Origin of the sequence: Escherichia sp. 93.1518, from assembly GCF_013368915.2 — a bacterium.
Classification (GTDB): domain Bacteria; phylum Pseudomonadota; class Gammaproteobacteria; order Enterobacterales; family Enterobacteriaceae; genus Escherichia; species Escherichia ruysiae.
On the sequence record NZ_JABWMT020000015.1, the window covers coordinates 58,083 to 71,436 of the forward strand.

16 protein-coding genes are annotated in these 13,354 nt (G+C 49.6%); 10 read left to right on the forward strand and 6 right to left on the reverse strand.

The genetic code is table 11. From position 1 onward, the window contains the following. The first annotated feature begins 49 nt into the window (after positions 1–49). The 4 genes from menA to HEN21_RS13075 all read left to right on the forward strand — a co-directional run bounded on the left by menA (position 50) and on the right by HEN21_RS13075 (position 3,037). On the forward strand, positions 50–976 hold the full coding sequence (gene menA, locus HEN21_RS13060; protein WP_010353974.1) for a 1,4-dihydroxy-2-naphthoate polyprenyltransferase: 927 nt from the start codon (positions 50–52) through the stop codon (positions 974–976). A 92-nt stretch (positions 977–1,068) separates the two neighbouring features. Continuing rightward, a complete protein-coding gene (gene rraA, locus HEN21_RS13065; protein ID WP_000872908.1) occupies positions 1,069–1,554 on the forward strand; it encodes a ribonuclease E activity regulator RraA in 486 nt (161 codons plus the stop codon). 59 nt (positions 1,555–1,613) lie between these two features. Then, on the forward strand, positions 1,614–2,288 hold the full coding sequence (locus HEN21_RS13070) for a hypothetical protein (protein ID WP_105287113.1): 675 nt from the start codon (positions 1,614–1,616) through the stop codon (positions 2,286–2,288). A 122-nt stretch (positions 2,289–2,410) separates the two neighbouring features. Continuing rightward, on the forward strand, positions 2,411–3,037 hold the full coding sequence (locus HEN21_RS13075; RefSeq protein ID WP_123058529.1) for a hypothetical protein: 627 nt from the start codon (positions 2,411–2,413) through the stop codon (positions 3,035–3,037). A 38-nt stretch (positions 3,038–3,075) separates the two neighbouring features. On the opposite strand, the gene zapB is transcribed toward HEN21_RS13075, so the two are convergent. After that, positions 3,076–3,321: a septal ring assembly protein ZapB gene (gene zapB, locus HEN21_RS13080; protein WP_001296623.1), complete on the reverse strand. Its 246-nt coding sequence runs from the start codon at positions 3,319–3,321 to the stop codon at positions 3,076–3,078. Between the two features lie 424 nt (positions 3,322–3,745). Between zapB and glpF the strand changes: the two genes are divergently transcribed. The 4 genes from glpF (at position 3,746) to fpr (ending at position 8,186) form a co-directional block, all read left to right on the forward strand. Beyond that, positions 3,746–4,591 carry a glycerol uptake facilitator protein GlpF gene (gene glpF, locus HEN21_RS13085; protein ID WP_000084276.1) on the forward strand — a complete coding sequence of 282 codons (846 nt, stop codon included), beginning with the start codon at positions 3,746–3,748 and terminating at the stop codon, positions 4,589–4,591. A gap of 22 nt (positions 4,592–4,613) precedes the next feature. Beyond that, positions 4,614–6,122, forward strand: a complete 1,509-nt coding sequence (gene glpK / locus HEN21_RS13090; protein WP_000136801.1) for a glycerol kinase GlpK — start codon at positions 4,614–4,616, stop codon at positions 6,120–6,122. 210 nt (positions 6,123–6,332) lie between these two features. Further along, complete coding sequence (gene glpX / locus HEN21_RS13095) at positions 6,333–7,343, forward strand: class II fructose-bisphosphatase (protein ID WP_001250634.1); 1,011 nt, start codon at positions 6,333–6,335, stop codon at positions 7,341–7,343. A gap of 96 nt (positions 7,344–7,439) precedes the next feature. Further along, positions 7,440–8,186 (forward strand): ferredoxin--NADP(+) reductase, encoded by a 747-nt coding sequence (gene fpr, locus HEN21_RS13100; protein ID WP_176252162.1) that lies wholly within the window; start codon positions 7,440–7,442, stop codon positions 8,184–8,186. Between the two features lie 4 nt (positions 8,187–8,190). On the opposite strand, the gene uspD is transcribed toward fpr, so the two are convergent. The 3 genes from uspD to HEN21_RS13115 form a co-directional block, all read right to left on the reverse strand. After that, positions 8,191–8,619 carry a universal stress protein UspD gene (gene uspD / locus HEN21_RS13105; RefSeq protein ID WP_000323549.1) on the reverse strand — a complete coding sequence of 143 codons (429 nt, stop codon included), beginning with the start codon at positions 8,617–8,619 and terminating at the stop codon, positions 8,191–8,193. Between the two features lie 11 nt (positions 8,620–8,630). Continuing rightward, positions 8,631–8,930: a DUF406 domain-containing protein gene (locus HEN21_RS13110; protein ID WP_000655995.1), complete on the reverse strand. Its 300-nt coding sequence runs from the start codon at positions 8,928–8,930 to the stop codon at positions 8,631–8,633. Positions 8,931–9,141: 211 nt separating this feature from the next. Further along, positions 9,142–9,582 carry a DUF805 domain-containing protein gene (locus tag HEN21_RS13115; RefSeq protein ID WP_021551627.1) on the reverse strand — a complete coding sequence of 147 codons (441 nt, stop codon included), beginning with the start codon at positions 9,580–9,582 and terminating at the stop codon, positions 9,142–9,144. A gap of 100 nt (positions 9,583–9,682) precedes the next feature. On the opposite strand from HEN21_RS13115, the gene HEN21_RS13120 reads away from it, so the two are divergent. Together HEN21_RS13120 and tpiA are read left to right on the forward strand one after the other, a co-directional pair. Next, complete coding sequence (locus HEN21_RS13120; RefSeq protein ID WP_000834908.1) at positions 9,683–10,282, forward strand: YiiQ family protein; 600 nt, start codon at positions 9,683–9,685, stop codon at positions 10,280–10,282. Between the two features lie 107 nt (positions 10,283–10,389). Continuing rightward, positions 10,390–11,157, forward strand: coding sequence for a triose-phosphate isomerase (tpiA, locus tag HEN21_RS13125; RefSeq protein ID WP_176252163.1), 768 nt, complete (start codon positions 10,390–10,392; stop codon positions 11,155–11,157). Positions 11,158–11,212: 55 nt separating this feature from the next. Here tpiA and cdh read toward each other — a convergent pair whose 3' ends face one another. Next, entirely contained in the window at positions 11,213–11,962 is a 750-nt protein-coding gene (gene cdh, locus HEN21_RS13130) for a CDP-diacylglycerol diphosphatase (RefSeq protein ID WP_010349502.1), read from the reverse strand. 104 nt (positions 11,963–12,066) lie between these two features. After that, entirely contained in the window at positions 12,067–13,056 is a 990-nt protein-coding gene (gene sbp, locus HEN21_RS13135) for a sulfate/thiosulfate ABC transporter substrate-binding protein Sbp (protein WP_176252164.1), read from the reverse strand. Positions 13,057–13,354: the final 298 nt, after the last annotated feature.

Sequence of the window (13,354 nt, forward strand, 5' to 3'; positions counted from 1 at the left end):
CATCATTGTTTGATGGGGCTGAAAGGCCCCATTTTTATTGGCGCGTATTATGACTGAACAACAAATTAGCCGAACTCAGGCGTGGCTGGAAAGTTTACGACCTAAAACCCTCCCCCTCGCCTTTGCTGCAATTATCGTCGGGACAGCACTGGCATGGTGGCAAGGTCACTTCGATCCGCTGGTCGCCCTGCTGGCACTGATTACCGCCGGACTGCTTCAAATTCTCTCTAACCTCGCCAATGATTACGGCGATGCCGTCAAAGGCAGCGACAAACCTGACCGTATCGGACCACTACGTGGTATGCAAAAAGGGGTTATTACCCAGCAAGAGATGAAACGGGCGCTCATCATTACCGTCGTGCTCATCTGTCTCTCCGGACTGGCGCTGGTCGCAGTGGCGTGCCATACGCTGGCCGATTTTGTCGGCTTCCTGATTCTGGGCGGGTTGTCGATCATCGCCGCTATCACCTACACCGTGGGCAATCGCCCTTATGGTTATATCGGTCTGGGTGATATTTCCGTACTGGTTTTCTTTGGCTGGTTGAGCGTGATGGGGAGCTGGTATTTGCAGGCGCATACGTTGATTCCGGCATTGATCCTTCCGGCGACCGCCTGTGGCCTGCTGGCAACAGCGGTTCTAAACATTAATAACCTGCGTGATATTAATAGCGACCGCGAGAATGGCAAAAACACGCTGGTGGTGCGCTTAGGTGCAGTAAACGCACGTCGTTACCATGCCTGCCTGCTGATGGGCTCACTGGTGTGCCTGGCGCTGTTTAATCTCTTTTCGCTGCACAGCCTGTGGGGCTGGTTGTTCCTGCTGGCAACGCCATTATTGGTGAAACAGGCTCGTTATGTGATGCGTGAAATGGATCCGGTAGCGATGCGACCAATGCTGGAACGCACTGTCAAGGGCGCATTACTGACTAACTTGCTGTTTGTTTTAGGGATATTCCTAAGCCAGTGGGCAGCATAACTGACAAATATCAATTAACAATTGATGATTTTGCCAACAACCCACATAGCGCGATATACTGAAAATTCTCGCAGCAACTGAATGTTAAGCCTATGAAATACGATACTTCCGAGCTTTGTGACATCTATCAAGAAGATGTCAACGTCGTGGAACCGCTGTTCTCCAACTTTGGTGGACGGGCGTCGTTTGGCGGACAAATCATCACGGTAAAATGTTTCGAGGACAACGGGTTGCTGTATGATCTGCTCGAACAGAATGGTCGTGGTCGTGTTCTTGTCGTCGATGGCGGTGGTTCTGTTCGTCGCGCACTGGTCGATGCTGAACTGGCGCGTCTGGCAGTACAAAATGAATGGGAAGGCCTGGTCATTTACGGCGCGGTGCGTCAGGTAGATGACCTGGAAGAGCTGGATATCGGCATCCAGGCGATGGCGGCAATTCCGGTCGGTGCTGCTGGCGAAGGCATTGGCGAAAGCGACGTCCGCGTCAACTTTGGCGGCGTCACCTTCTTCTCCGGCGACCATCTCTACGCCGACAATACCGGGATTATTCTTTCTGAAGATCCGCTGGATATTGAATAAGTATCTGCCATGCGTTAAAAGGGGAATTAAATTCCCCTTTTTTATACATGGACGTATTCATGCAGAATATTATTCTTTTATTTATATATTTATTACTTATAGTCGTTAACCATTTCCGCTACAAATTCCTTTTATCTGGCAACACGGGTGAAATGATTTTATATTTTGCTAACGTATTTTTTAACCCACTTGCCTTATCATTTATTATCGCCACAATCATCTGTATAACGATAAAAAAAAGAAGCAGCCGCAGCTTTATTCGCGGCACTTGTTGGTTAATGGGGCTATTTCTTATCTATAGCAGCTATACGGTGTGGGAACGACATAGCACATGGGAATATACTTTCCCGGGGCCAGGTATCACCGTCATGGTTCCGAGCAAACAGTGGGTTACCAATATAGTAAAACAAGGACCAACCCTGGTGACTCGGGATGCCCATGCTATTTTAGCTATTGTTGCCTTCTCACAAAATGAACTCGGTGTACATTCAATCGAGGAACTTACCGCGACTCAAAACGGAACTGCAGAAATGCATGTTTGTGATGTTCAGGGATTTACCTGCGCTTATCAGGAAGGAGTGCAAACAATGAGTGATGGCAAAGTAAGACATGCTATTTTCATGACTCTACTGGATAACACTAATTTGATACAACTGGTCGCAGCCATCGACCCAGATTATTTGGACGAATATCAAGAAGAAGTAATGAAAATGATGCTTTCTGCCCGTCAATGATCTGATGTGCATGTTAATAATAAGGGATTGATATGAGATACGTTATCTTATTAATACTATGGATAATAACTGCTTTTCTTAGTCACCTTCAGCACAGCAACCTACTGTCTGGAGATCCTGGCATGGTTGGCGAGTATATCGGTTCAGTACTTCTGGGGCCGCTGTTACTTCCCGTGCTTGTGTCAGGTATTCTGTGCGCATTCGCTAAAAAAACGCGTAACTTCGCCAGTTTTACTCGCGGGTGCTGTTGGGTATTGGGGGTACTACTTTTATCCAATATCAGCAATACGTTTCGCATAATCACCCCATGGCAATATACGTTTGAGAATGCCGCTATTTCCGTGACTGTCCCTAACAGACACTGGAAAACGATTTCCATTCGTACAGATAAAACCATTGATATAAGAAGTGAAGATAATAGCATCTTTATTTCTGCTTTCCGCCTACCCGCAGGACGTAGCGCCGATGACTCGCTGGAAGAGTTAAAGAAGATGCAGCGAGACAATCTCAAGGATCAATACAATGAAGAAACCTTCCAATTTCATGACTGTAATGCCAAACATTTCACCTGTAAGTATCAGGATGTGTTGATAAATTTCGATGGTCAGCAGAAGAGAACCATCAGTGTTTATCTTGAGGACACCCCCAGGGCTGTGGGGATCATTGCATTGATGGAGCCAGATACGGCAGATAAATATCGCCAACAGGCGATGGGGATTATGCTTTCTGCTAAAAATGCAGTGAAGTAAAAAATAAGGCGCCTTGCGGCGCCTCTGAGTGGAAAAGATTAAACCTCTTCCATGCGACCCAGCAGAGCCTGCAGACGTTCCTGCCAGCCGTTCTGCTGTTCTTTCAGATGGTTGTTCTCACGCTCCAGCTCTTCACGCTGATGCTGGGCATTCTGAACTTCCTGCGACAGTGAGTTGTTTTTTTCTTTCAGCTCTTCGATTTCCATCTGCAACAAAGTGATGGTATCAATCGCCTGCTGTACTTTTGCTTCCAGTTTCTCAAACACTTCTAATGACATTGTCATACCTCTCCTGAATTGCAAGGCGTTGATGGATATAAATCCTCGTCCCGATTATCGGTGACGCCTTAATAAATACGTGCGCGTTTTCGTTAGCTCCGATTGTATGAAGCCGCGCCATCTCTGTCCAGCAGCACGCCTTGCAGATTCCAGTTTGCCACACTTTTCATCCTTCTCCTGGTGACATAATCCACACGAATCGAAAATGTTAAAAAATTTGTTGCAAGAATGATTTAACAAACGTGCATCATGTAAGAAAATATGAAAGAAATGGCGCGATAACGCTCATTTTATGACGCGGCACACACATTTTGATTTCGATATTTCTCGTTTTTGCTCGTTAACGATAAATTCACAGGATGCCTACAAGCATCGTGAACGTCAGTGACTTTCACGCTTACAACAAACATTAACTCTTCAGGATCCGATTATGAGTCAAACATCAACCTTGAAAGGCCAGTGCATTGCTGAATTCCTAGGGACCGGGTTGTTGATTTTTTTCGGTGTGGGTTGCGTTGCAGCACTTAAAGTCGCTGGTGCGTCTTTTGGTCAGTGGGAAATCAGTGTCATTTGGGGACTAGGGGTGGCAATGGCCATCTACCTGACCGCAGGGGTTTCCGGCGCGCATCTTAATCCCGCTGTCACTATTGCGTTGTGGCTGTTTGCCTGTTTCGACAAGCGAAAAGTTATTCCTTTTATCGTTTCACAAGTTGCCGGTGCTTTCTGCGCTGCGGCATTAGTTTACGGGCTTTACTACAATTTATTCCTCGACTTCGAACAGACCCATCATATTGTTCGCGGCAGCGTCGAAAGTGTTGATCTGGCGGGCACATTCTCTACTTACCCTAACCCTCATATCAATTTTGTGCAGGCTTTCGCAGTTGAAATGGTGATTACCGCTATTCTGATGGGGCTGATCCTGGCGCTCACGGACGATGGTAACGGTGTACCGCGTGGGCCATTGGCACCGTTGTTGATTGGTCTACTGATTGCGGTCATCGGCGCATCTATGGGTCCATTGACAGGCTTTGCCATGAACCCAGCGCGTGACTTCGGTCCGAAAGTCTTTGCCTGGCTGGCGGGCTGGGGCAAGGTCGCCTTTACCGGCGGCAGAGACATTCCTTACTTCCTTGTGCCGCTTTTTGGCCCTATCGTTGGCGCGATTGTAGGTGCATTTGCCTACCGCAAACTGATTGGCCGCCATTTGCCTTGCGATATCTGTGTTGTGGAAGAAAAGGAGATCACAACTCCTTCAGAACAAAAAGCTTCACTGTAATGTGACTACGGGACAATTAAACATGACTGAAAAAAAATATATCGTTGCGCTCGACCAGGGCACCACCAGCTCCCGCGCAGTCGTGATGGATCACGATGCCAATATCATTAGCGTGTCACAGCGCGAATTTGAGCAAATCTACCCAAAACCAGGCTGGGTAGAACACGACCCAATGGAAATCTGGGCCACCCAAAGCTCTACGCTGGTAGAAGTGCTGGCGAAAGCCGATATCAGTTCCGATCAAATTGCAGCTATTGGGATTACTAACCAGCGAGAAACCACTATCGTCTGGGAAAAAGAAACCGGCAAGCCTATCTATAACGCCATTGTCTGGCAGTGCCGTCGTACCGCTGAGATTTGCGAGCATCTCAAACGCGATGGCATGGAAGAGTACATTCGTAATAACACCGGTCTGGTCATTGACCCGTACTTCTCTGGCACCAAAGTGAAGTGGATCCTCGACCATGTGGAAGGCTCCCGCGAGCGTGCGCGTCGTGGTGAACTGCTGTTTGGTACGGTTGATACCTGGCTTATCTGGAAAATGACTCAAGGTCGCGTTCACGTGACCGATTACACCAACGCGTCTCGCACCATGTTGTTCAACATCCATACTCTGGACTGGGACGACAAAATGCTCGACGCACTGGATATCCCGCGCGAGATGCTGCCAGAAGTGCGTCGCTCTTCGGAAGTATACGGTCAGACCAACATCGGCGGTAAAGGCGGCACACGTATTCCGATCGCCGGGATCGCGGGTGATCAGCAGGCGGCGTTATTCGGTCAGTTGTGCGTTAAAGAAGGGATGGCGAAGAATACCTATGGTACAGGCTGCTTTATGTTGATGAATACCGGTGAGAAAGCGGTGACATCAGAAAACGGCCTGCTTACGACCATCGCCTGTGGCCCGACTGGCGAAGTGAACTATGCGCTGGAAGGCGCGGTATTTATGGCGGGCGCATCGATTCAGTGGTTGCGCGATGAGATGAAGCTGATTAGCGACGCCGACGATTCCGAATACTTTGCCACCAAAGTGCAAAATACCAACGGCGTATATGTCGTTCCGGCCTTTACCGGTCTGGGCGCGCCGTACTGGGATCCGTATGCGCGCGGGGCGATTTTCGGTCTGACTCGTGGGGTGAATGCTAACCACATCATCCGCGCGACGCTGGAGTCTATTGCTTATCAGACGCGTGACGTACTGGAAGCGATGCAGGCCGACTCCGGTATTCGTCTGCACGCGCTGCGCGTGGACGGCGGTGCTGTGGCGAACAATTTCCTGATGCAGTTCCAGTCGGATATTCTCGGCACCCGCGTTGAGCGTCCGGAAGTTCGCGAAGTGACTGCGTTGGGTGCGGCCTATCTTGCTGGTCTGGCGGTCGGTTTCTGGCAGAACCTCGACGAGCTGCAAGAGAAAGCGGTGATTGAGCGCGAGTTCCGTCCAGGCATCGAAACCACTGAGCGTAATTACCGTTACGCTGGCTGGAAAAAAGCGGTTAAACGCGCGATGGCGTGGGAAGAACACGAGGAGTGATGTCAGACATCTGAACGATTGTCTGATGCTGATCGTCTGATGCTGATCGTCTGATGCGACGCTGACGCGTCTTATCATGCCTACGAGGCGGATACATATCCGGCATCATGCAGACTCTGAAACCGTGCGGGGGCAACCCCGCACACATCAATAATCCCGCCCTTCCCCTGTGCTACACTTCGCGCCATTCCTTACTGCTTAGAGTTTGCTATGAGACGAGAACTTGCCATCGAATTTTCCCGCGTCACCGAATCTGCGGCGCTGGCTGGCTACAAATGGTTAGGACGCGGCGATAAAAACACCGCTGACGGCGCGGCGGTAAACGCCATGCGTATTATGCTCAACCAGGTCAACATTGACGGCACCATCGTCATTGGTGAAGGCGAAATCGACGAAGCACCGATGCTCTACATTGGTGAAAAAGTCGGTACTGGTCGCGGCGATGCGGTAGATATTGCTGTTGACCCGATTGAAGGCACGCGCATGACGGCGATGGGTCAGGCTAACGCGCTGGCGGTGCTGGCTGTCGGCGATAAGGGCTGCTTCCTTAATGCGCCGGATATGTATATGGAAAAGCTGATCGTCGGACCGGGAGCTAAGGGCACCATTGACCTGAATCTGCCGCTGGCGGATAACCTACGCAATGTTGCAGCGGCACTCGGCAAACCGTTAAGCGAACTGACGGTCACTATTCTGGCGAAACCGCGCCACGACGCAATTATCGCAGAAATGCAGCAACTCGGCGTGCGCGTGTTTGCCATTCCTGATGGCGATGTCGCAGCCTCGATTCTTACCTGTATGCCAGACAGTGAAGTTGACGTGCTGTACGGTATTGGCGGCGCCCCAGAAGGCGTGGTTTCAGCGGCGGTGATCCGCGCATTAGATGGCGATATGAATGGTCGTCTGCTGGCTCGTCATGACGTCAAAGGCGACAACGAAGAGAATCGTCGCATTGGCGAGCAGGAGCTGGCACGCTGCAAAGCGATGGGCATCGAAGCGGGTAAAGTGCTGCGTCTGGGCGATATGGCGCGTAGCGATAACGTCATCTTCTCTGCCACCGGTATCACCAAAGGCGATCTGCTGGAAGGGATTAGCCGCAAAGGCAATATCGCCACCACCGAAACGCTGCTAATCCGTGGCAAATCCCGCACTATTCGCCGTATTCAGTCCATCCATTATCTGGATCGTAAAGACCCAGAAATGCAGGAGCACATTCTCTGATTGATTTGATCGATTGAGCCTTCCAGTCCTTCGGGACTGGAATTTTTTTGTCCGGAGAACGAAGATAAGGCAAGTCAATCAAAACAGGAGAGAAACATGGCTGATTGGGTAACAGGCAAAGTCACTAAAGTGCAGAACTGGACCGACGCCCTGTTTAGTCTCACCGTTCACGCTCCGGTACTTCCATTTACCGCCGGACAATTCACCAAACTTGGCCTTGAAATTGACGGCGAACGCGTCCAGCGCGCCTACTCTTACGTTAATTCTCCCGACAATCCCGACCTGGAGTTTTACCTGGTCACCGTCCCTGATGGCAAATTAAGCCCGCGACTGGCGGCACTAAAACCGGGTGACGAAGTGCAGGTGGTTAGCGAAGCGACTGGCTTTTTTGTACTGGATGAAGTACCAGATTGTGAAACGCTATGGATGCTGGCAACCGGTACAGCGATTGGCCCTTATTTGTCGATTCTGCAATTAGGCAAAGATTTAGATCGCTTCAAAAATCTGGTACTGGTTCACGCCGCGCGTTACGCCGCCGACTTAAGCTATTTGCCACTGATGCAGGAACTGGAAAAACACTACGAAGGAAAACTGCGCATTCAGACGGTTGTCAGTCGGGAAACGGCAGAGTGCTCACTCACCGGGAGAATACCGGCGTTAATTGAAAGCGGTGAACTGGAAAACGCGGTTGGACTGCCAATGAATAAAGAAACCAGCCATGTGATGCTGTGTGGTAATCCGCAGATGGTACGTGATACGCAACAACTGCTGAAAGAGACCCGGCAGATGACGAAGCATTTACGTCGCCGACCGGGTCACATGACAGCGGAGCATTACTGGTAAGCGGTTACTTGTCGATAAACGGCACGATCAAGAGATCCGCACTCAACTTATTGATCATCCCGCGATATGCCGGCATCAAACGGTTGATAAACGAGTGGTGATGACCACAGACAAGGAGGTCACACTGCTCTTTTTGCATAATTTCCAGCAGTGTTTCCGGCATTTCGCCGCGCTCAATGCGCAGTTTCGTTTTCGGCCACTGAATATTTTTCGTCAGCTTATACAGTTTGTTATCCGACTTATCTTTCAACAGTTGAAGAATATCTTCTGTTGCGGGGAAGTAGATACCCGGATACAACTCACTTAAGCCATCATCAATATGAATTAACGTCAGATGAGCGTCATTATGTCTGGCGAGATCCAGGGCTTTGTTCACCAGTAGGGCATCTTCTTCATTCCCGGAAATTGCCACGCCAATGTGTTTATAAGCCATGTTTAACTCCATTAACCAAGTGAACGCAGTGATAACTCAAAAATAATCATCTCGGCCTGGCATGAGAAGGTGAAAGCTGCATCAAGCTCGACTTGCCCCTCCAGATCTTTAATCTTATAGGCCACGCTGGCACCTTCATCCGCAGAGGATGCAGTGGCTGCAAGCTCTTTCAGTTTGGTCATAAAGGACTCGGCTTCTTCACGGGTAGCAAAAAAGCGCGAAAGTTTGCTGGTACAGTTGTCGTTATCAATCACCGTACCGATATCAATCGCACATCCTTTAGTACTGCATTTATCTACGACATCTTTCATAGGGCACCTCTGTATATTCGCCTCTCTGTCGATTGCCACTTAAGAATAATGCGCCGTTAAGGGAAGAACAAACAAGTAATGATCTTATGGATTACCATTTTTTTTGATATTGATTAAGGTGAGGAAATGAGGGAGATTTTCCGGGTATCGTCATTTGCAATATGGAAATAACGATACCGGATAAAAATAGCAATAAGAGATATATTGCAGATTAATGGCTTGATTTATTCTCAGACTTATACTTTACGTCCAGGGTGTCTTTACCAAATTTATTTTCGCCCTGGGTGCCGACAAATGCGCCAAGATCGATAAGCATCATCACCAGAATCAACGTCGGAATAAACCGCCCCACCGCCCATTGCCAGACGCCTGGTAAAATCGCCCAGTTACCCGCCAGAAGCATCCACGCTACAATCATCAGAAATGCCCATGCTCCAGAACGCCCACGATCGTGCAGTCGTTTCACCGTCACTGCCGCTGTCGGCCATAGCAGGCACACAAGGCAAAAAGCGGCGGTCTGGATATCGAGTAATTCTTTAGCCGCCAGTGAGAAAAGCACCAACATGCCAACGATCCAGAGGCCAATCCAAATCCAGAAATCGCGGCGTCCAATACGCCCTTTAAATGAGAATAACCATTGCTGTATGGTCATGTAAGTTCCTTGATGGTTGTCTTTTCCAGGATTCTACCCTTTTGACAAGGGCGACAGATATCGTTTTAATCGAACCCAGTCATAACAAAAGGTACTGCCGATGAAGTCAGGGTGTTCAGTGTTTTTTCTCTTATCTGCCGTGTTATCCGTTAGTGCAACGGTGCACGCACAATCGCCTGGCACGTCAACGACAGCGCCCTACCTGCTGGCTGGCGCCCCCACTTTCGATCTCTCCATCAGCCAGTTTCGAGAAGACTTTAACAGCCAGAACCCCAATCTGCCACTGAACGAATTTCGTGCCATCGACAGCAGCCCCGACAAAGCCAACCTGACTCGCGCCGCCAGTAAAATTAACGAGAACTTGTATGCTTCCACGGCGCTTGAGCGCGGCACCTTAAAAATCAAAAGCATTCAAATTACCTGGCTGCCAATCCAGGGGCCAGAGCAAAAAGCCGCTAAAGCGAAAGCCCAGGAATACATGGCAGCAATGATCCGCACACTCACCCCGCTGATGACCAAAACACAAAGTCAGAAAAAGCTGCAGTCACTCCTTACGGCGGGGAAAAACAAACGTTACTACACTGAGACAGAAGGCGCGTTGCGCTATGTTGTCGCGGACAACGGCGAAAAGGGACTGACCTTCGCTGTTGAACCGATTAAGCTGGCGCTATCTGAAACGCTGGAAGGGTTGAATAAATGACAAAAAGCAAAGCCTTTGCGCCGATGAATCTCTATACTGTTTCACAGACCTGCTGCCCTGCGGGGCGGCCATCTTCCTTTATTCGCTTATAAGCGTGGAGAATTAAAATGCGACATCCTTTAGTGATGGGTAACTGGAAACTGAACGGCAGCCGCCACATGGTTCACGAGCTGGTTTCTAACCTGCGTAAAGAGCTGGCAGGTGTTGCTGGCTGTGCGGTTGCAATCGCACCACCGGAAATGTACATCGATATGGCGAAGCGTGAAGCTGAAGGCAGCCACATCATGTTGGGTGCGCAGAACGTGGATCTGAACCTGTCCGGCGCATTCACCGGTGAAACCTCTGCCGCTATGCTGAAAGACATCGGCGCACAGTACATCATCATCGGTCACTCTGAACGTCGTACTTACCACAAAGAGTCTGACGAACTGATCGCGAAAAAATTCGCTGTGCTGAAAGAGCAAGGTCTGACTCCGGTTCTGTGCATTGGTGAAACTGAAGCTGAGAACGAAGCGGGCAAAACTGAAGAAGTTTGCGCACGTCAGATCGACGCAGTGCTGAAAACTCAAGGTGCGGCAGCATTCGAAGGTGCGGTTATCGCTTACGAACCAGTATGGGCAATCGGTACTGGCAAATCTGCAACTCCGGCGCAGGCACAGGCTGTTCACAAATTCATCCGTGATCACATTGCTAAAGTTGACGCTGACATCGCTGAACAAGTGATCATCCAGTACGGCGGTTCTGTAAACGCGTCTAACGCTGCAGAACTGTTCGCTCAGCCGGACATCGACGGCGCGCTGGTTGGCGGTGCTTCTCTGAAAGCTGACGCCTTTGCGGTGATCGTTAAAGCTGCAGAAGCGGCTAAACAGGTTTAAGTCTGACAGGTGCCGGATTTCACATCCGGCACTTAACTTTCCTTAACTGCTCGCCTTAACGCAAAATCTCACACTGATGATCCTGAATCTCCTCGGCTGAAGCACGGTTTAGCATCAGCAGATTTCTTTGCGTCGCCAGTAATACAAACGAGTTATCACTCTGTCGTACCATCGCCAGCCCGTAACTTCCCATATGTTCCCGCGCTCCTGGCACTTCTTCCGCCAGCATCATAAACGGACTACGTTGAACCAGTTCGCTTTCCGTTACCCGGCGCGCCAGATATTCATGCCCCTGTAATCCGCCCGGCAGCGGCAACCAGCGACTGCTGATGTTCGCCAGGTTATTATCCAGTTGTTCGCGCACATCAGGACGGATGCAAGATATATGAATATGAAAATGGTTTTGCGTGCGTCCCGTGCGGGAGTTTATCGCCAACGAGACCGCGCGATCGGGAACCGGCTTACCGTATTTTTTACTCATAAAATCACGCGCCTGCCAGGCCAGCCAAAAGAAGTTCGGCGTTGAAGGATCGGTCAACAAAGGGCTTTCAGTACCGTTAATACGATATGTTGGCATCAACAGATATTGCAGTGGACCGTTAATGTCTTTTAAAACCACATATCCGGCATTGGGTTTTACTTCCACACATGGCGAAGGATTTTGGTTTTGCTGCTGGTTGGGCAAACATTGCTCAAGGACAATCTTACGTAACACATCCGAATCACCGGTAAATTTCCAGTAGCCGATACCCGCAGCAACGGCGATAACTATCATCACCAAAATGAGAATAACCGTTTTTTTCATCGTTTTTTCCCTGTACCTCAAAGAGATGCAAGGGTAACGCAAAATCGCGACAAATAAAAAACCCGGTCGCGAGATGCCACCGGGTCTGGTTATCGTCAACAAAATTAACGTTTGCTGATTTGGTCAAACGTACCGCCGTTAGAGAAATGCTCTTTTTGCGCTTTCGTCCAGCCGCCGAACTCTTCATCAATGGTGAATAACTTCAGCTTCGGAAAAGCATTTTCATACTTTCTCGCCACGTCAGGATCGCGCGGACGGTAATAGTTTTTGGCTGCAATCTCCTGACCTTCTGGCGAGTAGAGATATTTCAGATAGGCTTCTGCCACCTCTTTGGTGCCTTTTTTCTCCACCACCTTATCGACAACCGACACCGTCGGCTCCGCGAGAATAGACTCACTCGGCGTGACGATTTCGAACTTATCTTTCCCCAGCTCATTCGTTGCCAGCAGTGCTTCGTTTTCCCAGGCGATCAGCACGTCACCAATCCCGCGCTCGACGAAAGTATTTGTTGAACCACGCGCACCGGAGTCCAGCACTTCAACGTTTTTATACAACGATTGCACAAAATCCTGTGCTTTTGCCTGATCGTTATTGTTGTGGTGCAGCGCATATCCCCACGCCGCCAGATAGTTCCAGCGAGCGCCGCCGGAGCTTTTCGGGTTAGGCGTGATCACCGAAACACCCGGTTTAACCAGGTCGTTCCAGTCATGGATTTGCTTCGGGTTGCCCTTACGTACCAGGAAGACAATGGTGGAGGTATACGGCGCGGAGTTATCCGGCAGACGTTTGATCCACTCTTTATCAATTCGACCACGTTCAGCAATCGCATCTACGTCGTAAGCCAGCGCCAGCGTAACAACATCAGCTTCTATCCCGTTGATTACCGATGTTGCCTGTTTCCCTGAACCACCGTGCGACTGACGAATCACCACGTTATCGCCGGTTTGCTGTTTCCAGTGGGCGCTGAAGGCTTTGTTGTATTGTTCGTATAACTCGCGCGTTGGATCATACGAAACGTTAAGTAACTGAATATCCTTTGCCATCACGCTGGTCGCTGCCAGCAAAAATGTTAACCCTACGCCCCACTTGTTCATCGCCCGGCTCTCTTATGTTGTGTTGTGATAAGCAAAGCGTGCCAGAAGGTGAACCAAACATTAAAGAATAAAAAAAGATTGGCTATAACTTGCGGGTATATGTTGGGGAGTTAAAAAGGCGGAAGAAATCCGCCTCATATTGCTGACACAGTGCGCTTTGTTCATGCCGGATGCGGCGTGAACGCCTTATCGGCCTACAAAAACTTGCAAACTCAATAGATTGCAGAATTCATGTAGGCCTGATAAGCGAAGCGCATCAGGCATTTTTGCTTCTGTCATCGGTTTCAGGCGAAAGAAA

Excerpts from the sequence above, each read along its gene's own strand:
- menA (WP_010353974.1), top strand. The coding sequence starts at position 50 with ATGACTGAACAACAAATTAGCCGAACTCAGGCGTGGCTGGAAAGTTTA.
- rraA (WP_000872908.1), top strand. The coding sequence starts at position 1,069 with ATGAAATACGATACTTCCGAGCTTTGTGACATCTATCAAGAAGATGTC.
- HEN21_RS13070 (WP_105287113.1), top strand. The coding sequence starts at position 1,614 with ATGCAGAATATTATTCTTTTATTTATATATTTATTACTTATAGTCGTT.
- HEN21_RS13075 (WP_123058529.1), top strand. The coding sequence starts at position 2,411 with ATGGTTGGCGAGTATATCGGTTCAGTACTTCTGGGGCCGCTGTTACTT.
- zapB (WP_001296623.1), bottom strand. The coding sequence starts at position 3,321 with ATGACAATGTCATTAGAAGTGTTTGAGAAACTGGAAGCAAAAGTACAG.
- glpF (WP_000084276.1), top strand. The coding sequence starts at position 3,746 with ATGAGTCAAACATCAACCTTGAAAGGCCAGTGCATTGCTGAATTCCTA.
- glpK (WP_000136801.1), top strand. The coding sequence starts at position 4,614 with ATGACTGAAAAAAAATATATCGTTGCGCTCGACCAGGGCACCACCAGC.
- glpX (WP_001250634.1), top strand. The coding sequence starts at position 6,333 with ATGAGACGAGAACTTGCCATCGAATTTTCCCGCGTCACCGAATCTGCG.
- fpr (WP_176252162.1), top strand. The coding sequence starts at position 7,440 with ATGGCTGATTGGGTAACAGGCAAAGTCACTAAAGTGCAGAACTGGACC.
- uspD (WP_000323549.1), bottom strand. The coding sequence starts at position 8,619 with ATGGCTTATAAACACATTGGCGTGGCAATTTCCGGGAATGAAGAAGAT.
- HEN21_RS13110 (WP_000655995.1), bottom strand. The coding sequence starts at position 8,930 with ATGAAAGATGTCGTAGATAAATGCAGTACTAAAGGATGTGCGATTGAT.
- HEN21_RS13115 (WP_021551627.1), bottom strand. The coding sequence starts at position 9,582 with ATGACCATACAGCAATGGTTATTCTCATTTAAAGGGCGTATTGGACGC.
- HEN21_RS13120 (WP_000834908.1), top strand. The coding sequence starts at position 9,683 with ATGAAGTCAGGGTGTTCAGTGTTTTTTCTCTTATCTGCCGTGTTATCC.
- tpiA (WP_176252163.1), top strand. The coding sequence starts at position 10,390 with ATGCGACATCCTTTAGTGATGGGTAACTGGAAACTGAACGGCAGCCGC.
- cdh (WP_010349502.1), bottom strand. The coding sequence starts at position 11,962 with ATGAAAAAAACGGTTATTCTCATTTTGGTGATGATAGTTATCGCCGTT.
- sbp (WP_176252164.1), bottom strand. The coding sequence starts at position 13,056 with ATGAACAAGTGGGGCGTAGGGTTAACATTTTTGCTGGCAGCGACCAGC.